This window comes from Pseudomonas putida NBRC 14164, assembly GCF_000412675.1.
Taxonomy (GTDB): domain Bacteria; phylum Pseudomonadota; class Gammaproteobacteria; order Pseudomonadales; family Pseudomonadaceae; genus Aquipseudomonas; species Aquipseudomonas putida.
In genome coordinates this window covers 2735685-2759834 of record NC_021505.1, presented here as the reverse complement: position 1 = coordinate 2759834, position 24150 = coordinate 2735685, and the positions used below count along the sequence as shown (strand labels likewise).

Annotated in this window: 23 protein-coding genes; 15 read left to right on the top strand and 8 right to left on the bottom strand. The window is 64.1% G+C overall.

Going from position 1 to position 24150, the window contains the following annotated elements; translation table 11 throughout:
- Positions 1-42 precede the first annotated feature (42 nt).
- The 4 genes from hbdH (at position 43) to PP4_RS12270 (ending at position 4278) form a co-directional block, all read left to right on the top strand.
- On the top strand, positions 43-813 hold the full coding sequence (gene hbdH, locus PP4_RS12285) for a 3-hydroxybutyrate dehydrogenase (RefSeq protein WP_016499501.1): 771 nt from the start codon (positions 43-45) through the stop codon (positions 811-813).
- Between the two features lie 55 nt (positions 814-868).
- On the top strand, positions 869-1348 hold the full coding sequence (gene eco, locus PP4_RS12280) for a serine protease inhibitor ecotin (protein ID WP_016499500.1): 480 nt from the start codon (positions 869-871) through the stop codon (positions 1346-1348).
- A 100-nt stretch (positions 1349-1448) separates the two neighbouring features.
- Complete coding sequence (locus tag PP4_RS12275) at positions 1449-1724, top strand: peptidylprolyl isomerase (protein WP_016499499.1); 276 nt, start codon at positions 1449-1451, stop codon at positions 1722-1724.
- 133 nt (positions 1725-1857) lie between these two features.
- The gene (locus PP4_RS12270; protein WP_016499498.1) at positions 1858-4278 is read left to right on the top strand and encodes an autotransporter family protein; all 2421 of its coding nucleotides are present in this window, start codon (positions 1858-1860) and stop codon (positions 4276-4278) included.
- On the opposite strand, the gene PP4_RS12265 is transcribed toward PP4_RS12270, so the two are convergent.
- On the bottom strand, positions 4275-4898 hold the full coding sequence (locus PP4_RS12265; protein ID WP_016499497.1) for a LysE family translocator: 624 nt from the start codon (positions 4896-4898) through the stop codon (positions 4275-4277). The genes PP4_RS12270 and PP4_RS12265 overlap by 4 nt on opposite strands.
- A gap of 131 nt (positions 4899-5029) precedes the next feature.
- On the opposite strand from PP4_RS12265, the gene PP4_RS12260 reads away from it, so the two are divergent.
- A complete protein-coding gene (locus PP4_RS12260; RefSeq protein ID WP_016499496.1) occupies positions 5030-5848 on the top strand; it encodes a helix-turn-helix transcriptional regulator in 819 nt (272 codons plus the stop codon).
- 198 nt (positions 5849-6046) lie between these two features.
- Complete coding sequence (locus PP4_RS12255) at positions 6047-6661, top strand: LysE family translocator (protein WP_016499495.1); 615 nt, start codon at positions 6047-6049, stop codon at positions 6659-6661.
- Here PP4_RS12255 and PP4_RS12250 read toward each other — a convergent pair.
- Complete coding sequence (locus PP4_RS12250) at positions 6609-7340, bottom strand: metallophosphoesterase (protein ID WP_041167703.1); 732 nt, start codon at positions 7338-7340, stop codon at positions 6609-6611. The genes PP4_RS12255 and PP4_RS12250 overlap by 53 nt on opposite strands.
- Before the next feature lie 75 nt (positions 7341-7415).
- Between PP4_RS12250 and PP4_RS12245 the strand changes: the two genes are divergently transcribed.
- The 3 genes from PP4_RS12245 to PP4_RS12235 all read left to right on the top strand — a co-directional run bounded on the left by PP4_RS12245 (position 7416) and on the right by PP4_RS12235 (position 8990).
- Positions 7416-7931, top strand: a complete 516-nt coding sequence (locus tag PP4_RS12245; RefSeq protein ID WP_016499492.1) for a DUF3016 domain-containing protein — start codon at positions 7416-7418, stop codon at positions 7929-7931.
- A 76-nt stretch (positions 7932-8007) separates the two neighbouring features.
- Complete coding sequence (locus PP4_RS12240; protein ID WP_016499491.1) at positions 8008-8751, top strand: carbon-nitrogen hydrolase family protein; 744 nt, start codon at positions 8008-8010, stop codon at positions 8749-8751.
- On the top strand, positions 8748-8990 hold the full coding sequence (locus tag PP4_RS12235; protein WP_016499490.1) for a hypothetical protein: 243 nt from the start codon (positions 8748-8750) through the stop codon (positions 8988-8990). Before PP4_RS12240 ends, PP4_RS12235 begins: the two co-directional genes overlap by 4 nt.
- A gap of 3 nt (positions 8991-8993) precedes the next feature.
- On the opposite strand, the gene PP4_RS12230 is transcribed toward PP4_RS12235, so the two are convergent.
- Together PP4_RS12230 and PP4_RS12225 are read right to left on the bottom strand one after the other, a co-directional pair.
- Positions 8994-9494: a methylated-DNA--[protein]-cysteine S-methyltransferase gene (locus PP4_RS12230; protein WP_016499489.1), complete on the bottom strand. Its 501-nt coding sequence runs from the start codon at positions 9492-9494 to the stop codon at positions 8994-8996.
- A 72-nt stretch (positions 9495-9566) separates the two neighbouring features.
- A complete protein-coding gene (locus PP4_RS12225; protein WP_016499488.1) occupies positions 9567-10367 on the bottom strand; it encodes a hypothetical protein in 801 nt (266 codons plus the stop codon).
- Between the two features lie 369 nt (positions 10368-10736).
- Here PP4_RS12225 and PP4_RS12220 point away from each other — a divergent pair, with 369 nt between their 5' ends.
- Positions 10737-10943: a hypothetical protein gene (locus PP4_RS12220; protein ID WP_041167701.1), complete on the top strand. Its 207-nt coding sequence runs from the start codon at positions 10737-10739 to the stop codon at positions 10941-10943.
- Between the two features lie 92 nt (positions 10944-11035).
- Here the strand turns inward: PP4_RS12220 and ilvA are convergent, their stop codons facing one another.
- A complete protein-coding gene (gene ilvA / locus PP4_RS12215; RefSeq protein ID WP_016499486.1) occupies positions 11036-12595 on the bottom strand; it encodes a threonine ammonia-lyase, biosynthetic in 1560 nt (519 codons plus the stop codon).
- Between the two features lie 180 nt (positions 12596-12775).
- Positions 12776-13207 (bottom strand): PACE efflux transporter, encoded by a 432-nt coding sequence (locus PP4_RS12210; RefSeq protein ID WP_016499485.1) that lies wholly within the window; start codon positions 13205-13207, stop codon positions 12776-12778.
- A 192-nt stretch (positions 13208-13399) separates the two neighbouring features.
- Here PP4_RS12210 and nfrB point away from each other — a divergent pair, with 192 nt between their 5' ends.
- The 4 genes from nfrB (at position 13400) to PP4_RS12190 (ending at position 20626) form a co-directional block, all read left to right on the top strand.
- Positions 13400-15574: a cyclic di-3',5'-guanylate-activated glycosyltransferase NfrB gene (gene nfrB / locus PP4_RS12205; protein WP_016499484.1), complete on the top strand. Its 2175-nt coding sequence runs from the start codon at positions 13400-13402 to the stop codon at positions 15572-15574.
- Positions 15571-18576: a phage receptor gene (locus PP4_RS12200; RefSeq protein ID WP_016499483.1), complete on the top strand. Its 3006-nt coding sequence runs from the start codon at positions 15571-15573 to the stop codon at positions 18574-18576. Before nfrB ends, PP4_RS12200 begins: the two co-directional genes overlap by 4 nt.
- Entirely contained in the window at positions 18576-19415 is an 840-nt protein-coding gene (locus PP4_RS12195) for a DUF4434 family protein (protein ID WP_016499482.1), read from the top strand. Before PP4_RS12200 ends, PP4_RS12195 begins: the two co-directional genes overlap by 1 nt.
- A gap of 119 nt (positions 19416-19534) precedes the next feature.
- A complete protein-coding gene (locus PP4_RS12190) occupies positions 19535-20626 on the top strand; it encodes a GGDEF domain-containing protein (RefSeq protein WP_016499481.1) in 1092 nt (363 codons plus the stop codon).
- A gap of 116 nt (positions 20627-20742) precedes the next feature.
- On the opposite strand, the gene PP4_RS12185 is transcribed toward PP4_RS12190, so the two are convergent.
- Positions 20743-22041: an ATP-binding protein gene (locus tag PP4_RS12185; protein WP_016499480.1), complete on the bottom strand. Its 1299-nt coding sequence runs from the start codon at positions 22039-22041 to the stop codon at positions 20743-20745.
- Positions 22042-22047: 6 nt separating this feature from the next.
- Entirely contained in the window at positions 22048-22749 is a 702-nt protein-coding gene (locus PP4_RS12180) for a response regulator transcription factor (RefSeq protein WP_016499479.1), read from the bottom strand.
- 216 nt (positions 22750-22965) lie between these two features.
- Here PP4_RS12180 and PP4_RS12175 point away from each other — a divergent pair, with 216 nt between their 5' ends.
- Positions 22966-24141, top strand: coding sequence for an efflux RND transporter periplasmic adaptor subunit (locus PP4_RS12175; RefSeq protein ID WP_016499478.1), 1176 nt, complete (start codon positions 22966-22968; stop codon positions 24139-24141).
- Positions 24142-24150 lie beyond the last annotated feature (9 nt).

The following is a 24150-nucleotide window of genomic DNA, read 5'->3' as shown; positions in this document are numbered from 1 at the left end:
GCTGAATCTTCGGACCTGCCTTTACTTGACAAGGAGCTTTGCATGACCCTCACAGGCAAGACTGCACTCGTCACCGGTTCCACCAGCGGCATCGGCCTGGGTATCGCCCTGGTACTGGCCCGCGCTGGCGCCAATATCGTGCTCAACGGCTTTGGCGACCCGGCACCGGCCATAGCCGACATCGCCCGCCATGGCGTGAAGGTGGTTCACCACCCGGCCGACCTGTCGGACGTAGCCCAGATTGAAGCGCTGTTCGCCCTGGCCGAACGCCAATTCGGTGGCGTCGACATCCTGGTCAACAACGCCGGCATCCAGCATGTAGCGCCGGTGGAGCAGTTCCCGGTGGAAAGCTGGGACAAGATCATTGCCCTGAACCTGTCAGCCGTGTTCCATGGCACGCGCCTGGCCCTGCCGGGCATGCGTACGCGCAACTGGGGGCGCATCATCAACATTGCCTCGGTGCATGGCCTGGTCGGCTCGACCGGCAAGGCGGCCTACGTTGCAGCCAAGCATGGTGTGGTCGGCCTGACCAAGGTGGTAGGCCTGGAAACCGCGACCAGCAATGTCACCTGCAACGCCATCTGCCCCGGCTGGGTGCTGACCCCGCTGGTGCAAAAGCAGATCGACGATCGTGCTGCCAACGGTGGCGATCCGCTGCAAGCACAGCATGATCTGCTGGCCGAAAAGCAACCGTCGCTGGCGTTCGTCACCCCCGAGCACCTGGGTGAACTGGTACTATTCCTGTGCAGCGAGGCCGCAAGCCAGGTTCGCGGCGCCGCCTGGAACGTCGATGGTGGCTGGTTGGCCCAGTGACGGGCAGCCTGGGCCTGGCGGCGGGTTCGCATTCGTTTATCTGCAAGGAGGCCCTATGCGCCCTACCCCGATGACCGCAATTCTGGCCCTCACCCTGGCTGCCGCCACGCCTGTGATGGCGGCCAGCCTGAAGGACGTCGCGCCTTACCCCGAAGCGGAAAAAGGCTTTACCCGGCAGGTTATCCACCTGCCGGCACAGGCCGATGAATCGGCCTACAAACTGGAAATCCTCGCCGGCAAGACCTTGCAGGTCGACTGCAATCGCCAGCGCCTGGGCGGCAGCCTGGAAGAACGCACCCTGGAAGGCTGGGGCTACAACTACTACCGCCTGGACAAAGTCAGCGGCCCGGCCAGCACCCTGATGGCCTGCCCGGATGGCAAGAAGACCAAGGCCTTCGTACCAGTGATCGGTGACGGCTTCCTGTTGCGCTACAACAGCAAGCTGCCGGTGGTGGTGTATGTGCCCAAGGATGTCGAGGTGCGCTACCGCATCTGGTCGGCGTCGCAGGACGTGCAAAAGGCTAAAGTCGAATAACTACCGCAGCCCCTGCAGGAGCGGCCTTGTGCCGCTCCTGCAAGGCGAATCTATCAGGCATAATGCGCCCCTTTTTTCGCGCCCGAAGCACAGGTACCTCATGAAAGCCCAAGCCCGCCACATCCTGGTCAAGACCGCTGACGAAGCCGAAAAGCTCAAACAGCGCATCGCCAACGGTGAGGCTTTCGACGTGCTCGCCAAAAAGTTTTCTATCTGCCCTTCGGGCAAGCGCGGCGGCGACCTGGGCGAAGTCCGCCCGGGCCAGATGGTCGGCGCTATCGACCAGGTAATTTTCAAAAAACCTTTGCGTGTGGTGCACGGGCCGATCAAGAGCAAGTTCGGCTACCACCTGGTGCAAACGTTCTACCGCGATTGATGGCAGCGGGCCACCTGACATTTTTGCCAGTTGTCCCGTCACCCAACATTACATACAACTCCGGCAGGGCCGAAGCCGTCCTGCTGGCGTCGCTTCAGGTAGTGGACCCTTGAATGGACCCGGAGACCTGCCTATGCGATGCCCCCGCTTGCTGCTGCCCTTCCCCCTGCTGGCACTGCCATTACTGGCTCACTCCCAATCCCTGACGGTTACCCCCGGTGAGACCCTTGGCGCCCTCGTGCAAACCGATGCCGCTGATGAGTTCACCCTCAGCGGCGCAACGGTCCAGTCATTGCAACAAGGCAATGGCCAAGACACCTTCACCATGTCTGGCGGCACGCTAGGGTCATTGAACCAAGGCGGTGACATGGACACGTTCACCATGACCGGCGGCACCATCACAGGCGCTTTTGAAGATGGAGACACGGCGTGGTTCAAAGGCGGCAGCATTGGCCGAATCGATCTCAAGCTCGCTGACAACTTCCTCGAGATTTCCCAAGGGCTCGGTGTCGAAACCGTTGTTGTTGGCAACGTGGTCAGCGGGCTTGGCAACGACACGATCATCATGACGGGCGGCACCGTCGGCGGTGATATCAGTACCAGTAGCGGCGTTGACAAGATAACCATCAGCGGCGGCACGCTCAAAGGCGAAATACGCACTGGCAACGGCAAGGATGAATTTACCTGGACGGGTGGCCAGATCGGTAAGCGGGTCATCATGGAGAATGACGATGACACCGCCATCGTCCGCGCCATCGACCTGGGCAACTCTGCCGTTATCCTGGACGGCGGTACCGGCACGGACACACTGACATTCGAGCAGAGTCAGGTCGGCCAAGGTGCGTCGTACATGAACTGGGAGTCCATCAACCTCCAGCAAGGCAGCCGGCTCACCCTCAACGACACCCTTACACTGGGAGACCTGGGCAGCGATCAGCCACGCGTGATCCCGGCCACTGGGACCGGGACCCTGCAAATCGATGCAAGCAGCGCGCTGAACAGCCGTCAGGGCAGCATCGTCAGCATCCAGAGTGACAGCAAGGTATCGGTATTCAACGCCGGCACCATCGACCTGAGTCGTGGCAACGACGCTCAAGGCCGCCTGACCGTTCAGGGCGATTACACCGGTAACAACGGCACCCTGCGCCTGAATAGCGTGCTGGCAGGCGATGGCGCTGCCTCCGACCGCCTGGTGGTCAGCCGTGGCGCCATTAGCGGCTCCACGCAATTGCTCGTCAACAACCTCAATGGCGCGGGTGCAGCAACCGCACAGAACGGCATCCAGGTCGTCGAAGCCCGTGACGGCGCCACCAGCACGGCCACTGCATTCGTGCAGACGCAAACGCTATCGGTGGGTGCCTATGACTACCGGTTGTTCAAAGGTGGTGTAACCGCTGGCAGCGAAAACAGCTGGTACCTGCGCTCGACGCTGGTCGCGGCACCCGCTCCAGCACCTGTACCCGGGCCCGTACAACCAACACAACCTTCACAGCCGGGCGAGCCACCTTTGATAGCACCGGCCCAGACGCCACCTGTTGCCGCACCGGCACCTGGCCAGGTCGACCTGCCCGCCCCCGTGCAAGGCGAAAGCCTGCCGCTGTATCGCCCGGAAGTCCCGGTTTACGCTGCCGTTCCAAGAGGCGCTGCGATCATCGCCCGCCAGGCCTTGGGCACCTTCCATCAACGCCAGGGTGACCAACAGTTGCTCAAAGGCGAAGGCGCCCTGCCTGCCAGTTGGGGGCAGGCCTACGGCGGCACGCTGCGCCAGCAATGGAGCGGGACGGTCAGCCCGAGCCTGGATGGCGACCTATACGGTTTCAAGGTGGGCCAGGACCTGTATGCCAAGGTCCACGACAACGGTTACCGCCAGCATGTCGGCTTCTACGTCAGCCATAGCCGCCTGGACGCCGACGTCAAAGGTTTCGCCCTGGCCGTGAAAGACCGCAGCGTGGGGGACCTGAAACTCGATGGCGACAGCGTCGGCACATACTGGACGCTGGTCGGGCCCCAAGGCGCGTACCTGGATGCAGTGTTGCAGTACACCCGCCTTGATGGGCGAGCCCGCTCGGACCGCGGCGACAAGCTGGACATCGACGGCCACGCCTGGACGGCGTCGCTGGAGTCCGGGTACCCCATTGCCCTGTACGAGCGCTGGAGGCTGGAGCCGCAAGCCCAGCTGATCGCACAAAAAGTTTCGCTCGACAGCGCAAGCGATAGCATTTCGCGCATCAGCCATGACGCCCAGGTCGAGCTGACGGGTCGCTTGGGTGTGCGCCTGGAAGGGGCGTTCACGGGAAGCAGCGGGCGCCTGCTGCAGCCCTATGCGCAGGTTAACCTGTGGCACGGCGACGGTGGCCGCGACACCTTGACCTTCGATGGTGTCGACAAGATCAAGACCGACTACCGCTATACCTCAGTGCAACTGGAAAGCGGCGTGGTGGCGCAGGTCAGCGAAGCGCTGAGCCTGCATGGCGGCGTGCAGTACACCGCCAACCTGGACAGCCGCCAGCAGGAAGCCAGCGGCGTCAACCTGGGGGTGCGCTGGCAGTTCTAGCGGCGCGCCGCCAGCAAGCCGAGGCCAGCGCAGCCCAGCAGGGAGGCGCTGACCCGGTTGAACACGCGGCGCGGGCCAGGCTGGCTGAACCAGCGCTGCATGTAGGCACCCAGGCCTGCATAGAGGGCAATGGCAGCCCATTCCAACAGCAAGAACAGCGCGCCCAACCACAGAAACTGCTCGCTCACCGGGGTGGCGCTGCCGACTGTAACGAACTGCGGCAGGAACGCGGTGAAGATCAGGATGGCCTTGGGGTTGCCGGCCGCCACCCAGAACTCCTGGCGCGTCAGGCGCCAGGTGCCACGCGGGTAGTCCGCTGCCACCACTGCCTCGCCTACCGGTGCACGCCACAGTTGCCAGGCGATGTAGAACAGGTAGGCCGCCCCCACTACCTTGATGGCCATGAACAGGTATTCACTGGTATGCAGCACCACTGCCAGGCCCATGGCCGCCAGGGCGATCATGCCGCTGAAGGCGACAATGCGACCCCCCCCGGCCACGCAGGCCGTGCGCAGGCCGTAGCGGCTGGCGTTGTGCAGCGACAGCAAGTTGTTGGGCCCCGGCGCCATGTTCAGGGCAAAGCAGGCGGGGATGAAAAGCAGCAGGCTTGAAAGGTCCATTGTTGTTTTCCTTTGGCAACAGGCGTCTATTTCGGCCTCTGCCGGGCCTTGCGGTCAAGTTACAGCCAGCGATAAAAACTGTATGGGTACGCGGCACCTGTTACGCTGCCGGCGAAATAGAGGACCTTGTGATGCCCCGCTCCCACGCCGCGCTGTGGCGCGACCCGGCACTCCCGCATGTGGAAAGCCGCCGCGCCTGTCATAGCCGGGCCTGTTACAAGGCCCACAGTCACCCAACGTTTTCCATCGGTGCAGTGGATGCCGGCCACAGCCATTTCAGCGGCGCCGTGAATGGGCAGGAACGCCTGACACCCGGTACGCTGGTGTTGGTGCCAGCCCACCGCGTACATGCCTGCAACCCCGAGCCCGGGCAAGCCTGGAGCTACCAGATGCTGCATGTGGACGCCGACTGGCTGGCACAAGTGCGCCTGGAATCGGGGCTGGGCGGCGCCGGCCCCGGCGAACCGGCGCGTATCTGCCGGGCGCCGGCGGTGTATGGGCAGTTCTGCGAGCTGAACAGATTGCTGTTCTCCAGCGCCAGCAACCGTGAGAAAGATGCGGCGCTGATTGCCTTTGTGGGTGACCTGGACTTTTCCGCACAAGCCCCTCTGACGGCAGCCCCCGCCTTGGGGGCGACTGTGTTGAGCGGGTTGATCGCGCGCCTCGAAGGGCAAGACCCCGCGCAACTGTGCCTGGAGGTGCTGGCCCGCGAAGCCGGCCTTGGGCGCTACCAGCTGATCCGCGCGTTCCGCACCGCCACTGGCTTGACCCCGCATGCCTATGTGCTCAATGCCCGGATCAATCGCGGGCGGCAGTTGTTGGGTGAAGGGCTGGCGTTGGCGGAGGTGGCCTACCGCCTCGGGTTTGCCGACCAAAGCCATTTCCAGCGGGTATTCAAGGCCCATGTGGGCGTGACGCCAGGCCAGTATCGGGATGTGCGCAGCCCTTGACATCCTGGGGGCGCTCTGCGCCCCGATCGCGACGCAAGGCCGCTCCCGCATTGAACGGCATACGCAGTACCTGTGGGAGCGGCCTTGTGTCGCGATAGGGCTGCGCAGCAGCCCCAAGGCACTACCACGCAATATTCTTCAATACGCCTGACAAGCCCGGCAGCAGACTGCGGTTTTTCCCGCAGAGCCGCGCCGCCCATGCAACAGTTCCTGATCATCGCCCTCGCCCACTTCCTCGCCCTGCTCTCACCTGGCCCGGACTTCTTCCTGGTCGCACGCAGCTCGATCAACAGCGGCTGGCGCATCGCCAGCGGCGCCTGCCTGGGCATTGCCCTGGCCAATGGCGCGTTCATCGCCATCGCCTTCACCGGCCTGTCGGTGTTGCAGGAAGGCAGCCTGCTGTTTACGTCCCTGCAACTGGCCGGCGCCAGCTACCTGCTGTACATCGGCGTGCTGTTCCTGCGCCATGCGGGGCAAACCAGCCTGCGCTCAGTCACGGACAACCAGCGGGTTCAAGGCTGGTGGCACAATCTGGGCATGGGCTTCTTGTCCGGCATCCTCAACCCCAAAAACGCGCTGTTCTATGCCAGCCTTGCCAGTATGGTAGCCAGCGCCAGCACCGGCTGGAAATCGGCCTACGCCGTGTGGATGTTCAGCATCGTCCTGCTCTGGGACCTGCTGGTGGCCGTGGCCATCGGTAACCAGCGGGTACTGCGGCGTTTCGCTCGCAGCCTGCCGTGGCTGGAGCGGGCCTCAGGGCTCATGTTGGTGATATTGGCTGCGGCGCTGGTGCTGCATCTGGCCCGGGGCTGACCAGTTGCAAGGTGCGCATGTCCATCAAGGTAAAGTGGCCACTCGCCCAGCCCCCCGTGTCCAGGTGCCAGACATTACCCAGCAGCTTTGCCTCCAGCACCGGCGTGTGCCCGACCAGCAAAGCACGCAGGCCCTGCACCGGTTGGGTATCGCCTTCCTTCAGGCGCCGGCGCGACCACTGGCATACCTCACGTACCTTCGGGTCGTGATCCAGCTCCAGCTCAAGCCATGAACGCAGCACTGCCCAATCAGCAAACGGGCTGTCTGCATGCAGCAACCCGACCAGGCCGGCCGCGCTTTCCACTTCGATGGCAATTGGTAACTGCTCGAAGCGCTCCACGAAGCGCAATTGTGCGGCCCGCGGCAGGTCCAGGAACCAGCTGCCACCCGCTGCGCGGTACATGTCCAGGTCAAGCCGCCCCCCACGCACGCGAGTGATTGCCAGCGCCTCATGGTTACCTTGCACCGCATGGAACCAAGGCTGCGCGAGCCACTCCAGCACGACCTCGCTGTGCGGCCCCCGGTCGACCAGGTCACCCACACTGAACAGGCGGTCTACCGCGGGGTCGAACCCCACCGCTTCAAGGCACTGTTCCAGGCGCTGGAAGTGACCATGGATATCGCCCACCGCCAGGTCACGCCCCCGGATATTGGCGAGCAACCGCCGAAACCGTCCCATTACAATCTTCCTCTGCAGGTGCTGCCATGGCGGGCGTAAAATGGAAACACCCCCAATCTACCCCGGAGGTGCATCATGCGTACCGCCCTCGTGTGTGCCGTGCTCATGGCGCTATCACTGAACAGCATGGCACAAGGCTCCCCGGCCGCGCAGGTCGAGGTGCGTTTCGACCACCCGGAACATTTCCGCGACGCCAGCCTGGACAGCCACGGTTATGAGCGTGGCGCCGACGACTATGTGATGAAATCCCTTACCCAGTACCTGCAAAAGCTCGGTCAGCGTTACCTGCAACCGGGCCAGCAGCTGGTCATCGATATCCGCGACATCGACCTGGCCGGGCGCTTCGAGCCCTGGCACAGCCAGGCCTACGATGTGCGTTTCATGCGCGAGATCACCTGGCCGAGCATCGACCTCACCTACACCCTCAGTCAGCCGGGCAAACCCGCCCAGCAGGCCGAGGAGCGGGTCAGCGACAAGATGTACCTCAGCCGCCCCGGCCGGGTCGCCAGCAGCAGCGACCGCCTGTATGCCGAGAAGGCCATGCTCGACGACTGGTTCCGCCAGCGCTTCGCGACGCACCCGGCAACCTGAAAAAGCCTTCACTGGTACAGGCGTTGGTGCCGATAGTATGCTCGACCCTTCAACCTGTACCAGGGAAGGGTATTTCATGAAACTGTGCGCCGTACAACTGGCGTCGCTCAAGGGCGATTTGCCAGGCAACCTCCAGCGTCATCTGGCCTGCATCGAGCAGGCCGCGGCCCTTGGCGCGGCGCTGGTGGTGTTCCCCGAACTCTCGCTGACCGGCTATGAGCCAAGCCTTGCGCGCCAGGCCGCCTTGCCGGTCAGCTCCGAGCGGCTGGGCCCGCTGCAGGCAGCCTGTGACCGCCTGGGTATCACCGTGGCCGTTGGCCTGCCGTTGCCGACACCCGACGGTATTCGCATTGGCATGCCCATCTTCAGCCCCGGGGCACCGCGCCAGGCCTATGCCAAACGGCGCCTGCATGATGACGAGCTGCCCTACTTCACCCCTGGCGATCAGGCACTGCTGCTGCAAGTAGGCGATCATCGGGTGGCACCGGCGATCTGCTACGAATCGATGTTCATGGCCCACGCGGCCGCCGCCCGCGAGCACGGCGCCGACCTGTATCTGGTCAGCGTGGCGAAAACCGCCAAGGGCATCCGCGAGGGATACGCACATTACCCGGAGGTGGCACGTGAACTGGGCATGCCGATACTGATGGCCAACTGCGTGGGGCCAGCCGACACCTTCATCGGTGCGGGCGGTTCGGCAGCGTGGGACAGCCAGGGGCGCTTGCTGGCCAGCCTGGACGACCACAGTGAAGGGCTGATCATGCTGGACACTGGCAACGCCAGCGCAATGGCCCTGCCTTTGGACCCACACCCGGCATGATCTATCTGTTTCTGGCGTTGCTGAGTTACACCTGCACCTACTACCTGGTCGGCTTGCTGATCCAGGGCCAGCTTGCCGATGTGGCCGAGGGTTTGCGCCATCGGCCCGATGCACCGACACCGGGCGAGTACCTGCGTGCGGTCAAGGCCCATGCACGTCGGGCCCATCGGCAGTACACCCTGATGGCTGGCTCGGCGCTGGCGTTGCTGGCCTGCCTGGTCGCCAGCTGGTTCAGCTGACGCCTACAGGTCCAGCGCGAGGCTTTGCCGGCCCTCCAGCGCCAGCAAGTACTGCTTGGCCGCCAGGCCACCGGCAAAGCCGGTCAGGCTGCCCGAAGCGCCGATCACGCGGTGGCACGGGGCGATGATCGAGATCGGGTTGCGGCCATTGGCGGCGCCTACCGCCCGCACCGCGCTGGGGTTGCCGATCTGCCGGGCGATGTCGCCGTAGCTGCGGGTTTCACCGAAGGGTATCGCCAGCAGCGCGGCCCACACCTGGCGCTGGAACTCGGTACCGGCGAAATCCAGCGCCAGCTCGAAGCGCTGGCGTTTGCCCGCAAAATATTCGCCAAGCTGCCGCGCGGTGTCCAGTAGCACCGGGCACTGGTCGTCACGGTGCAAGGCACCGAGGCGCACGCGGTTTTCCCGCTCCTCTTCCCACAGTACGGCTGCCAGGCACTGGCCCCGGGCAACCAGGGTCAGGGTGCCGACGGGCGAATGCATGAAGGTGAATGCGCTGGACATGAGCGGGTTCCTGCCTGTTTGCGTTCGGCGTACTGTACGCATCCACAGCCCTGCACGCACCCGCTTTCTTGCTCAGGTAATTGCACAACCGGCAATCCGGCGCGCCTCCCTGAGGTTGACCCTGGGGATCAGCTCGGCTGGAATCCGCGAGATCGACGACAGGTTGTAAACGTGGAAGTGCTCGTTCACGACCTCCCTGGCCATCAGCGTCAACGACGGCAGGATACGGCTGTCCCAATGCTGGTCGAGCCCACAGGGCGAACACTGCCCCTGGCCGTTCTCGTAGAAGCGGCCGACGCTCTGATCCAGGTCCACCCCCACCAGCAACACTTCTTCGAAGCCCAGGTGGTAGGCCAACTGCAAGGCCACGTACGCCACTGTGCGGGCGTCGAAGAAACCCTGCGCCAAGTCTTTGCTGAAGGCAATCGAGCGGCTGCGTTTGCTCCACAGGGTGCGGTTGCACACGCAACTGTCACCATGGCCACGCAACCCGTCCAGCAGGCCCGGCGTATCCGCTTTATGCAAGGCATAGCACTCGGTGCCTACCGGCACATCGGCACCCGCATACTGCTCGGGCCAGAGCGCCAGGCGCTCGCTGTCGCGCAAGGCAGTGGCGAACAGGGCCGGCTGTTGCTGGCGAAAGCTTTTGTCGGTGCACACGTAGAAGAATGGCTGGATGCCGTGTTCGGCGGTCATCGCAACCGAACCGTTCATGGCGATGATGGGTAAATGGGCGAATTCGCCCAGCGGAAAATGCTTGGCAGAGGCGCCAGAGGCAAGGATCACCACGGGGCCCTGTTGGGTGTTGCGACACGCCTCGAAACTGGAGAACGCCCCGCGTTCAGCGCTTGGCTGCGACGGAAGTGTGTTCATCAATGGCATCTTTAACTGGACAGTACAAACCACAATACTGATCCGTGTATATGCCGTGGCCGCTTTTACCTAACTTTACCTACCTGAACATAATCGACCGCCATGTCCCTGACTGGCGGGGTTCTGAAGCGCTGCAAAGCGCTCAGACGGTGCATGTTCAATGCCGCCTGGTTCGACTTAGGCCATCTCAGCAGACCACTTGGCCCAAGGGTTGTTCCCCCCACTTTGGATCAGGAATACCGATTACCACTCTGGAGGCGACAGACGGGCCGCCGCCTTTTCATCAAACGCGGTTTTATTCATGAGCCTGCTTGATGCTTATCACGGGCGAGACTAATACTTAAGTCTCTGCCTGGGGAGGCACAAAACATGCAAACCAGATTCGTTATCGTTCCTGCGGTGCCGATAGAAAAGGAGTCGTTCCGCGTGGGTAGCCGCTACTACGCCGCTACCGTGTGTGGAGGGTTCGACATTTATGACAACCAGGCGAAGGAGCGGCTCACGCCGAGCTACCCGAGCCGGACGGATGCGCAGGTGCAGTGCGAGCAATTGAACAAGCGAAGTGAAGTGGGGTGATCGTGGGCGCTCGACATACAGGCGCCCGTGCGATCCCTGCGGGCGCAACCGGGGGCCGCACAGCGGCCCCCGGTGTCTACTCAAATTAACTGTCAGCCCAGGAACAGCTGGTACGCCGGGTTGTCAGTCTCATCCCAATACCGATACCCCATCTCGTCCAGCGCCAACGGCAAGCCTGCCAACTCATCCCCGGGCACCTCCAGCGCGGCAAACACCCGCGCCTCCGCCGCGCCGTGGTTGCGGTAATGGAACAGGCTGATGTTCCAGCGCTTGCCCAGCCGCTCCAGGAAGCCCAGCAACGCCCCTGGGCGCTCGGGAAACTCGAAGCGCAGCACCCGCTCATCAGCGCCCGGCGCTGCGTGGCCGCCCACGGTATGGCGCACATGCAGTTTGGCCAGCTCGTTGTCGGTCAGGTCCAGCACGCTGTAGCCCTGCTCACGAAGGTTGGCCAACAGCTGATCACGCGGGTCGTGCACCGGGTGAGTCTGCACCCCGACGAACAGGCGCGCTTCCTTGCCTGGGTAGTAGCGGTAGTTGAATTCGGTGATCTGACGCTTGCCCAGCGCCTGGCAGAAGGCGCGGAAGCTACCTGGCTGCTCGGGGATGGTCACGGCGATGATCGCCTCGCGCTGCTCGCCCAGCTCGGCCCGCTCGGCCACATGGCGCAGGCGGTCGAAGTTGACGTTCGCCCCGGAGTCAATGGCCACCAAGGTCTGCCCTTGCACGCCTTCGCGTGCCACGTACTTCTTGATCCCGGCTACGGCCAGGGCACCAGAAGGCTCGGTGATCGACCGGGTGTCGTCGTAGATGTCCTTGATCGCCGCGCACAACTCGTCACTGCTGACGCTTACCACTTCGTCGACAAAATGCCGGCACAGCTCGAAGCAATGAGCGCCGATCTGCGCCACCGCTACACCGTCGGCGAAGGTGCCGACCTGCGGCAGGATCACCCGCTCGCCGGCGGCCATGGCGGCCTGCAGGCAGTTGGAGTCCTCCGGCTCGACGCCAATCACCTTCACCTCGGGGCGCAGGTACTTCACGTAGGCAGCGATACCGGCGATCAGCCCGCCACCGCCCACCGGTACGAAAATGGCGTCCAGCGCGCCCGGGCGCTGGCGCAGGATCTCCATGGCCACGGTGCCTTGCCCGGCGATCACGTCCGGGTCATCGAACGGCGGCACGAAGGTGGCGCCTTCGCTGTCGGCCAGCGTCAGGGCATGGGCCAGGGCGTGCGGGAAGCTCTCACCGTGCAGCACCACATGCCCGCCGCGCGACCGCACCCCCTCAACTTTGAGTGACGGCGTGGTGGTCGGCATGACGATGGTGGCCTTCATGCCCAGGTGCGACGCCGCCAGGGCCACGCCCTGGGCATGGTTGCCCGCCGAGGCGGTGATTACCCCACGCTCGCGCTGCACAGCACTCAGGCGTGACAAACGGGTGTAGGCGCCGCGGATCTTGAACGAGAAGGTAGGTTGCAGGTCTTCGCGCTTGAGCAGCACCTGGTTACCCAGGCTGGCAGACAGTGCAGGCGCGGCTTGCAGCGGCGTTTCGATGGCCAGGTCGTACACCGGCGCGGCCAGAATGCGCCGCACCTGCTCCGACAGCAGTTGCTGGGGGGTGACGGTAGGACGAGGGACGCTGAAGCTGGTCATCGATGACTCCTTGGCTTTTTTATGTTGCCCAGGAGTCAGAGAGAAAAAACCCGCCTCCAGGGCGGGTTCGGTGCACGTACGCGCTAGCCCGCCAAGCTGATAATGGCGGTAATAATAATGGCGTTCACATGCGGGAATGTATTCATGGGGTAGGAACTTAGCCGTTAGTGCGGCACAAAGTCAACACTTGGCTTGCTGCGCCGAAAGCGGCACATCGAACACCTTGTCGAAGCCCCACTGGAAGGCAAAGGCGTAGACGAAGAAGAACACGAACAACGCCAGGTTGGTCAGCAGCGCCGCCCACAGGCTCACATCCAGCCAGTACGCCACCAGTGGCAGCAGGATCACCACCAATCCGCCCTCGAAGCCCAAGGCGTGCAGCAAGCGCCGCATGAATGTGCGCTCACGCTGGCGCTGGCGCGCTTCCCAGCGCTCGAACACCCAGTTGTAGCCCATGTTCCAGCTCATCGCGATGCCTGACATCAGCACCGACAGCACCGTCGACTGCGCCATGCCGGCACCGAACGCCAGCTCCAGCGCGGGCGCCACGCAGGCAACCGCGATGGCTTCATAGAGAATGGCCTGGACGATCTTGCGGGCCTTGCCTTGCATGTTCAGCTCCCTGAATGAACGACCTGTAAAGCTACAAGATGTAGCTCACAAGAAAAAGCCCGAAATTTGGACAACAGCGTATAGGGCTGCTTGTATCTATCCCGTACAGAAGTGACATTTCGTACAACTTCGTCGAGGGAAGCGAGCGAGGATAAAGACGATGGCCCACTCTGCCATGCCGGTGCCTGCCATATGAGCCTGGCATTCATCGATTTTCTCACCTACGTGCTGTTCGGCCTGAAGATCCTGGCCATCATCCTTGCCTCGCTGATGTTCCTGCTGGGCCTGGACGACCTGTTCATCGACCTGTGCTACTGGGTCCGCAAGTTGATCCGGCGCTTTCGCGTGTATGACAAGTACGAAAAGGCCGACGAAAAGCGCCTGTACGAAGTGCCGGAAAAACCCCTGGCCATCATGGTCCCGGCCTGGAACGAAGTGGGCGTGGTCGGTGAAATGGCGCGCCTGGCGGCCTCCACCATCGACTACGAGAACTACCAGATTTTCGTCGGCACCTACCCCAACGACCCGCAAACCCAGGCCGACGTCGACGCGGTGTGCCTGCACTACCCCAACGTGCACAAGGTGGTGTGCGCACGCCCTGGGCCCACCAGCAAGGCCGACTGCCTGAACAACATCATCGACGCCCTGCTGCGCTTCCAGCAGGACGCCGGCATCGAGTTCGCCGGTTTCATCCTGCATGACGCCGAAGACGTGATCTCGCCCATGGAGCTGCGCCTGTTCAACTACCTGCTGCCGAACAAGGACATGATCCAGATCCCGGTCTACCCCTACGCACCGGAATGGAAAGGTTTTACCGCCGGCCACTATGTCGACGAGTTTGCCGAAAACCACGGCAAGGACGTCATCGTCCGCGAAGCGCTGACCGGCCAGGTGCCCAGCGCCGGTGTCGGTACCTGCTTCAGCCGCCGCGCCATCAGTGCGCTGCTGGAGGACGGCGACGGCATTGCCTTCGACGTGCAGAGCCTCACCGAAGACTACGACATTGGCTTTCGTCTGAAGCAAAAGGGCATGAAGTGCATTTTCGCCCGTTATTCCATCACCGACCCGGCGCTGACCCTGAAGCAGGAGTGGCGCCCGGGCATGAGCCGGGAATTCTCCCAGGTGATCTGCGTGCGCGAGCACTTCCCGCGTGACTGGCAGCATGCCATCCGGCAGAAGTCGCGGTGGATCGTCGGCATCGTGTTCCAGGGCACCAGCAACCTCGGCTGGAGCCGCAAGGGCGCACTCAACTACTTCCTCTGGCGCGACCGCCGTGGGCTGTTCGCCTACCTGCTGAGCTTTTTGGTCAACATGTTGCTGCTGGTGTTGCTGGCCATGTGGCTGGTCACGGTGATTGCGCCGGACTCGTGGCGCTTCATGTCGATCCTTAGCGACAGTTGGCTGCTGTCTACCCTGCTGTGGCTGAACGGGCTGATGCTGTTCAATCGCCTGTTCCAGCGCGGCTGGTTCGTCACCCGTTTCTACGGCATCGGCGAAGGCCTTCTGTCGGCACCGCGGATGATGTGGAGCAACTTCGTCAACTTCTTCGCCAACCTGCGTGCCCTGCGCCAAGTGATGGAAATGGGCGACTCACGGCGCGTGGCCTGGGACAAGACCACCCATGAATTCCCCGCCATCGCAGCCCCTGCCCGCACGCCGCTGGGCCAGCGTCTGGTGGCCAAAGGGCTGATCAGTGACGAGCAGTTGCAACAGGCAATCACCAGCCCGGTACGCCGGCGCCTGGGCCGCGAATTGCTGTTGCGGGGCTGGGTGAACAGCGAACAACTGGTGGCCACCCTGGCCGAGCAGCTGGACCTGCCCTGGGCGCCGCTTAACCCGTTCAAGCTCGACCCGCAACTGATTGCCACACTGCCACGCAAACTGGCGACGCACTATGGCGTGCTGCCCGTTGCCGAAGACGGCGACACGCTGATCCTTGCCAGCGAAAGCCCGGTCAGCCAAGTGTCGCTGGGGGTGATCAGCCGCTACCTGAAACGCCCGGTCCGCGTGCGACTGGCGCCGCAGGGCCGGGTAACCCTGGGCCTGCGCTACCACTACCCAAGCCCTTGGCAGAAGCCGGAAACCCGCGACATGCTGGCCATTCTGGAGCGCCATCAGGACGATGAAGCGCTGCTGGAGCGTGTCAGCCACCACCAGATCATGCTCGGTACGCTGTTGCAGGTGCGCGGCATGGTCCCGGTCACCCTGTTCAACCAGGCGCTGATCGACTTCGACCCCGAGCACCAAAGCCTGGGCGAGCACCTGATCGCCCGCGGCATCATCACCGCACAGGTGTTGCAGCAGGCGCTTGACGAACAGGCCATCGAGCAGCAGGCCGCCCTTGACCTGACCCGGGAGGTGGCATGAAGCCGCGCTTTTCCCTCACTTTCACTGGCCTGTTGCTGTGCTGCGCCGCGCTGCCTGTCGACGCCTCGGCACCGATGACCGACTTCCAGCGGTTCACCAGCTTCCCGTTCATGGACCGCGGCTATCGTGAGGCCAAGAAAGACAACTGGGCCGAGGTCGAGCGCCTGACCCGTCACGTGCTGGGCCGGGTGCCGAACAACGACGAGGCCCGCGCACTGCTGGTAGAAGCCCTGGCCCATCAACGCCGCTACGAGGAAGCCGAAGCGCTGGCCGCACAGCTCGACGGCAGCCCCGAATACGCCGACGCCCTGCTCGAACTGCGCCTGACCTGGATCGAACAGGACCCACCGCCGGCAAGCCAGGTGGAACAATGGCTGGCTGCCAGTGAGGGCAATCAACGCGTGCGCCTGTGGCAGGCCTACAGCCTGAGCCTGGCCAAATTCGGTGGCGCGGGCAAGGCGCTGGACTGGCTCAGCCAGTTGCCGCCCAGGGATGATGGCCAGGTATTGCGCCTGGTCCGGGCCAACTTCGCCGAACAACTGCGCAACTGGAAGGAAACCATCGAGCAACTGCAGCCGCTCGCCGACAAGGGCCAGTTGCCCGCCGAAGACTGGCAACGCCTGGCCAATGCCTATGTCCAGCAGGTGGATGAAAAAGGGTTGAACAAACTGCTGCCCAGCGCGCCCTCTCCTCAAGCAGCTGACCAGGCGCGCCTGGCCATGGCCAACCGCGCCATTGCCATGGGCCACAACCAGCAAGCCCAGCGCTGGCTGCAGTCGCTGCCGCCAGATCAATTGAATCAGCCCGACCAGCGCCAGCAACTGTGGGAGCTGGCCCGCGAAGGTAATGATGCGGCACTGGTGCGCCGCCTGAGCAACGACCTGCAACGCCCCTGCCTGGACACCGTCGACTGGCTGTCACGCCATGACCCGGACCTGGCCCGCGAACAGTTCAAAGGCTGCACACCCACTACCGACACGCGCGCCTACGCCGTGCTCAAGCAACGCCTGTATGGTGACCCGCCGCAACCCCCACAACCGCGCACAGCCAGAGAATGGGAAGACCGCTACCGGCAAAGTGGCGACCTGGCCGCATTGGAGCAAGCTACGTTCCTGCTGGTGGAACAGGGCCAGACCGGTCACGCCCGGCAACTGCTGGAACAGGCCTACGAGCGCCGTCAGGGCCGCCTCAGCCCATCGCTGTTGCAGCGCCTGGGCAACCTGTATGCCCGCAACGATGGGCCTCTGGACAGCCACCGCATGCTCGGCCTGATCCCGCGGGTCGATGCCAATACCCGTGCCCAGTTGCTCGGCCGCCTGGCCGAGGCCGGCCAGTGCGACGCCGTTCGCCAGGCGGTGCCGTCCACCCCCCGCGAGCCCGGCCAGTACCGCGCCCTGGGCCGCTGCGCCATGCCCGACCAACCCGGTGAAGCGGTGGTCTACTACCAGGCCGCCGAGCGCCTGGGCGACGCCGGCAACCGCCTGGCGTTGGCCTATGCACTTGAAGCGGCCGGCGACTCCGAGGCCGCGCTGCCTATCTGGCGCAGCCTGCCGGACAGCGCCTGGACCGACAACGCCCGCCTCACGGCCGCCGGTGGCGCGCTGAACGCAGGCGACGCTGACGCGGCCCGGCGCTATTGGGACGCTGCCGCACACCACAGCGCCGATGACTGGGCACTGGGCGCAGCCATTGCCCAGCGCCAGGGCAATTACCAGGCGGCCTTGGGTTTCCAGCGCCATGCCTTGGCAAGCAACCCCCGGGCCGACCACTACTACGCCGCGGCCAGCACCGCGCAACTGGCCGGCGACAGCGCCCAGAGCATGGCCTGGCTCGCCGAAGCCGTGCGCCTGGCCCCCGATCAGCCGCGTTACCGGGCCGACTACGGCATGCGCCTCGCCGGCTCGACAGACAGGGCCCAGCGCCGCCAGTCGATCCCCTACCTGGAGCGTGCCACGCATGACTTCCCCGAGGATTACCGCCTCGGCGAAACCCTGGCCTTGCGCTACGACGAAGCCGAAGACAGTGCCTCGGCACGCCGCGAGCTGCGCCGCATCCTCGATGTGGAGCAGAACCTGGTCGACGGTGACGACGAATACGGCAGCCTGGAAGCCCGCAAATACCGCCAGCGCCGAGCCCACGAAAGCTTGTCACGGCGTGACACCATCACCCTGGCCAGCACCTGGTCACCCGCCGGCACCTCGACCAACGACAAGTTCCTCGACAACGGCCAGCGCAGCGGCAGCTCACGCCGTGCCCGATCGCAGAACGTGCAGTTGGCCATGTGGGACCATGCCCTGGGCGAAGAACCCAGCCGCAACGGCAGCACCCTGTCGGTGTACGGCCGGGTACTGTTCGGTGGCCAGAGCCGCACCGACTATGCGCAAAGCATGGGTACCGGGGTCGGCCTGCGCTACAAGCCGCTCGGCCAGGCCAACCTCAACCTGTACGCCGAGCTGTACCACCAGCGGCAGATCGACGAAGCGCACTACCGCGGCCTGAGCCTTGGCCAGCTACTGAGCCCGGCCAAGGTCGGTGGCAACTGGGGCGACCTGCGCCACCATGCCGAATCGAGCAACGACCTGCTGTTGCGCGCCACCGCCTCGGTCCTCGACCAGGGCGACTGGCGCAATGACTGGCGGGTGGATGAAGACGACTGGAACGAGCGCTTCCTCTACCTCGACGCGGCCTGGTGGACCCGCGCCGGCGATCACGCCTGGCTGTCGCGCTACCAGCAAGGCCATGCCTGGAAACTTCCCGGCAGTACCCCGCAAACCCTCATGCCCTATGGCTTTTTCGAGTTTTCCAGCCAGGACCCGAGCAACGACTGGCGCCAGGACGCCCGGGCCGGGGTTGGCGTGCGTTGGCAATGGTGGTTCGATGACGACCGCTACAACGCCTACCGCGGTTCGCTGAAAGTGCGTGCCGAGTATCAGCAGTCGCTGGGCGGCAATCTTTATGAGCGCGCCAACGGCGTGCTGGTCGGTGCGGAGATGACCTTCTGATGCGTATGTTCCTCGCCTTCTGCCTGCTTGCCCTGTGCCTGCCCGCCACGGCCGACCAGCGCCTGTTCTACCAACCGCTCAACCGCGACGCCAATGTCAGTCCCGCCCAGTGGCAACAGCTGTGGCATGCCACCGTGGCCCAGGGGGGCAAAGCCCTGATCGTGCAATGGAGCGCCTATGGTGACAGCGACTTCGGCGGCGCCCAGGGCTGGCTGGCCAACAGCCTGCGCAGCGCACGTGCCCAAGGCCTGCAGGTGGTGCTGGGGCTGTACATGGACCCGGCCTACTACCAGCGTCTGGATGAACTGGACGGCGAAGGCCTGAGCAGCTATTGGAAAGCGCAACTGGGGCGCTCGCTCACCCAGTACCAGCAACTGCGCCAGGCCTGGCAGTTGTCGGTGGAGGGCTGGTACCTGCCCATGGAGCTGGATGACCAGCATTTTCGCGACCCCGCGCGGCGCGAAGCGCTGTTCAGCCAGTTACAGGCCTTCAACCGCCAACTGGACAAGCCTCTGCACATCAGTGCCTTCAGCGCAGGCAAGCTGTCGCCTCGGGTCAACGCCGCCTGGCTGGATCAACTGGCAGGCCTGGGCTTGACTGTGTGGTGGCAGGATGGCGCCGGCACCGGGCGATTGCCGCCGTTGGTGCGCCAGGGTTACGAACAGGCCTTGCCGTGCCGAATACGCGTGGTGCGCGAGGCGTTCCGCCAGGTGAGCGCACCTGGGCAGGTATTCAGGGCTGAGCCTACGGAGCCGAAGCTGGTTGGCGGGTGCCATCTCGAGGCGGTGTTTGACTTGCGCTACCGGCCCTGGGCCCAGGGTGTTTTGCCACAGAATTGAGTCGCCAGGGCTGGCCCTTTCGCAGCACGCTCCTGCAGATAGCGCACGCCTCCTGTAGGAGCAGCCTTGTGCTGCGAAAGGGCCGGGCCTGGCAAAGCAGTACCCCCAGGAGCTCACCCATGTTCAAAACCATCGAGGAGCACGTACGCAAGCAGGTCGCCCCCGCCGCCCTGCGCGCCGAGTTCCGCCAGCACGAATTCGAGTCCATGCGCCCGTTCTGCCTGCTGGTAATCTGCGTCAGTATCCTGGTCTGGCTGGTCTTCGACCTGATCGTCAGTTTTCTCGCAGGCCAGGGCTTCACCTGGCTGTCCTACCTGTTCATCTCCCTGCTCGGCTGCCTGGCCGTCGTGCTGAACTTTACCCGCCGCAGCCATCACTTCGACGTGCTCAACCTGCTGTTCATCACCGTCATCACCCTGGGCATGCGCCTGGTGATCGAAGGCCTCCCGGTGGCCCTGCGCCCGGTATGGCTGATCCTCGGGGTCTCCACCGTGCTGTATGCCATGTCGGTGCTGCCGGTGCGGCGCTGGTCATTCTTCTGCGCCATGGCCATCACTTGGGTGATGCTCAGCCCGTTCTACCACACCCGCATGGAGCCCGACGCGGTCGAAGGCGCCATGTTGATCAGCTACGCGGTGTTTCTCAGCGGCCTGGTCAGCTACAGCTACCTGCAGATCCGCAAGACCAAGCTGCACAACTTTTACCTGTCCAAGGTACTGCTGGAGCAAGCATACGTCGACGCCCTGACCGAAATCCCCAACCGCCGCTCGTTCATGGCCAAAGCGGAGCAACAGTTGCATCAGGCAACCCCCGGGCAGTACCTGGCGATGGTCGACATAGACAACTTCAAGAAGGTCAACGACCGTTTCGGCCACGACATCGGTGACGAAGTACTCAAACGCGTTGCGCTACACATCAAGGCAGCCATGGTCGACGCCGAGTTTGCGCGGTTGGGCGGCGAGGAATTCGCAATTTTTCTTGAGGGGCTGGACCAAAAAGGCGCTGAACAGCGGGTGGAGGCATTGCTACGCAGAGTGCGTGAAGATCCAGGTGCTCATCCGGTGACTATCAGCATCGGCCTGGCACAGGTGAGCGCGGGCGATACGTTAACCATGGCGCTGATCAAGGCCGACCAGGCGTTGTATGAAGCCAAACACACCGGCAAGGACCGGGTCGTGCTGTGGACTACACAGTTGGCGGAACAGGGTTAGCAGGCCCGGCCTCTTCGCGGGTGAACCCGCTCCCACAGGGACCGCACAGATTTTGAACGCTGTGGCGTACCTGTGGGAGCGGGTTTACCCGCGAAGAGGCCGGCACAGGTACCCCATCACCCCGCAGGCAAGCGAATCCTGAACTGCGCCCCACCCAGCGCCGACTGCGCCACAGTCAGGGTCCCGCCCTGCCCTTCGATCGCCCGCCGGCTGATCGCCAGCCCCAGGCCAAAACCGCCGGTGTTGCGGTCGCGGCTGCGGTCCAGCCGGTAGAACGGCTGGAAAATCCGCTCCCGTTCCTCCACCGGAATACCAATCCCGTCATCCTCCACCGTCAGCAGGCAAGCGCCATCGTCCTCCAGACGCAAGCGCAGCAACAGGCTTTCGTCGCAGTAGCGCATGGCATTGCGCACCAGGTTCTGCACCGCCCGCGCTGTCAGCCGTGGGTCCAGCACAAACCGGGGCAAATTGCCCTCGGCCCGGACTTCCCACTGGATACCCCGGCCATCAAGCTCTTCGGCAAAACCGCCGAGTACGCTGTCGACCAGTTCCAGCAACGACACCTCGACACGCTCGCGGGCCTGGTCGGCGTTATACAGGCGGCTGTAGGACAACAGTTCAAGCACCAGCTCATCCAGCTCGCGCACATGCCCCACCAGCTCCAGCAGCCGCTTGCGGCTGGCCTGCGGCACTTCGTCGAACAGCAGCACAAGGCCGAAGTCCAGGCGGGTCAGCGGCGTGCGCAGCTCATGGGACACCGCATTGAGCAGCTCGCGCTGCTGGTTGACGTGGCGCTCCAGGTCACTGGCCATGGTGTCGAACACCCCGGCCAACTCACCAATGTTGGAATGCGGCGAAATGTGAGTGCGCTCGGCCATCTGCCCCTGGCCCAGGCGCCGGGCGGTTTCCTTCAGGCGCTCAAGGTCGCGCCAGTGCGGCCATACCCATAACAGCAGGCAGCCCAGCATGGCCGCACCGATCAGCACGGTCACGCCCCACGACAGCACATTGATGTCCAGCGGGTCTGGCGGTGCATGCAGGCGCACCAGCCACTCCTTGTCCAGCGGTGCCAGCACTGTTTCGTAGTAGCCCCACTCGGCAATTCTCACCGCGTACTGGCCGTGCTGCAGCCGCGCTTGCTCATCCGCGCTGAGTTCGGCCTGGCCCATGCGCAGCAGCTTCACTTCCAGCGGGGCGAACGCATTGGCCAGGTCTTTCTCCACGGCCGGCCACTGCTCGCGCGGGGCTTGGTGGAACTGGCGCACGATCAACGATTGCACACCTTTGGCCTGGTCCAGGTTGTAGGCCATGAAGCGTTCCTGGAACAGGCCAACGATGGTATCGGGAATGAACAGCAACGCACCGGCGTAGGCGACGATGATCACCAGATACAACCGCACCAGGATTTTGAGCATGGCCGGTCAGCACTCCCACTCGACGCGGCTGAACAGGTAGCCCTTGCCCCACACGGTCTTGATCTTGCGCGCTTCGCCGGCGTTATCGTCGAACTTGCGCCGCAGCTTGGAGATGGCCACGTCCACCGAACGGTCGGTGCCGTTGAACTCGATGCCGCGCAGCTGCTGCAAAATGCGGTCGCGGTTCAGCACTTCGCCGGCATTGCGCGCCAGTACCACCAGCAGGTTGTACTCACCGCTGGACAGCTCCACCTCTTCGCCGCGCCAGCTGACCGTGCGCTCGGCCAGGTCGATGCGCAGGCCTCCGATCAGGATCAGGTCGTTATCCAGCCGCGGCTCGTTGACGCTGCTGCGGCGCAGCAGGGTACGCACGCGGGCCAGCAACACGCGGGGCTCGCAGGGCTTGGTCACGTAGTCGTCGGCGCCCATTTCCAGGCCCAATACCTGGTCATGGCTGTCGTCGCGGGCGGTCAGCATCAGGATAGGCAGGGTCTGTGACTCCTGGCGCAGCAGGCGGCACAGTTGCAGGCCATCGATACCCGGCAGCATCAGGTCGAGGATGACCAGGTCGGGCTTTTGCCGACGATATTCGTCCAGCACATGATCGCCCCGGGCGATCACCTGGACATGGAAGTCGTTGCGTTGCAGGTAGCTGGCGATCAGCTCGGACAGGGCGCTGTCGTCTTCGACCAGGAAAATATTCGGCATAGGTGCTTGGGAATCTGGGTTGAGGTAGGCCTGTACGCGATCCCTGTGGGAGCGGGTTTACCCGCGAAGAGGCCGGCACAGGCATACGCAGAATATAGAACCCAGCCGCACGAAAGGATTGTTCTTCACACTTTTTCACACTCGCCCTACAGGTGTTAACAGCCGCATGGGCAGTACCTGCCGTACCATAGGCGCGGTCATCATCGGAAGATCCGCATGCCTACTACCCTCCCCCCTCGCCTGCGCCCATTGGCGCTGATGGCGTTTCTGAGCCTGTCCCTGGCCGGCTGTGGCGACAGCGCCGAGCAAGACGAAAAAGCCCCCACACCGCAAGTGCGGGTAGAAACCCTGCAACTGCAGCCACTGGCCATCAGCAGCGAACTCAGCGGCCGCATCCTGGCGCCGCGCACCGCCGAAGTGCGCGCGCGCGTCGAGGGCGTGGTGCTCAAGCGGGTGTACCGCGAAGGCAGTGACGTCAAACAGGGCGATGTACTGTTCCTGATCGACCCAGCGCCATTCAAGGCTGACCATGACAGCGCCCGCGCCACCCTGGCAAAGGCCGAGGCCACCTTGTACCAGGCGCGTTTGCAGGAGCAGCGCTACCGCGATCTGGTCGACGACAAGGCTGTCAGCCGCCAGGAATACGACAACGCCAAGGCCAGCTTCCTGCAGGCCGATGCCGAAGTGGCCGCCGCCAAGGCTGCCCTGGAACGCACCCGCCTGAACCTCGGCTACGCCACCGTAACGGCACCGATTTCCGGCCGTATCGGCCGTGCCCTGGTCACTGAAGGCGCACTGGTCGGCCAGAACGAGACCACCCCGCTGGCGACCATCCAGCAGCTGGACCCGATCCATGCCGACGTTACCCAGTCTACCCGCGAGCTCAACGCCCTGCGCCGCGCCTTGCGCGCAGGCGAACTGCAGCAGGTGGGCGACGGCCAGGCCCGCGCCACGCTGATCCAGGACGACGGCAGCGCCTACCCGCTGCCCGGCAAGCTGCTGTTCTCCGACATCAGCGTCGACCCCACCACCAACCAGATCACCCTGCGCAGCGAGTTCCCCAACCCGGACCTCGACCTGCTGCCCGGCAGCTACGTGCGCGTACGCCTGGAGCAGGCCGTGCAACCCAAGGGCCTGAGCGTGCCCCAGCGCGCCATCCTGCGCGACAGTGCCGGCGTGCCCAAGGTGCTGGTGGTCGACCAGCAGGCCCGGGTCAGCGATCGCCAGGTGGTACTGGGCAGCGCCCAAGGCGACCGCTGGGTCGTCAGCGAAGGCCTGGCCCCCGGCGAGCGGGTGGTGGTCGAGGGGCTGCAACACGTCAAGGCCGGTGACCAGGTGCAGGTCGACAACGCATCCGGGGCACCGCCCATCGCACAGCACACCGGCCAGTGAGGGCCTGAT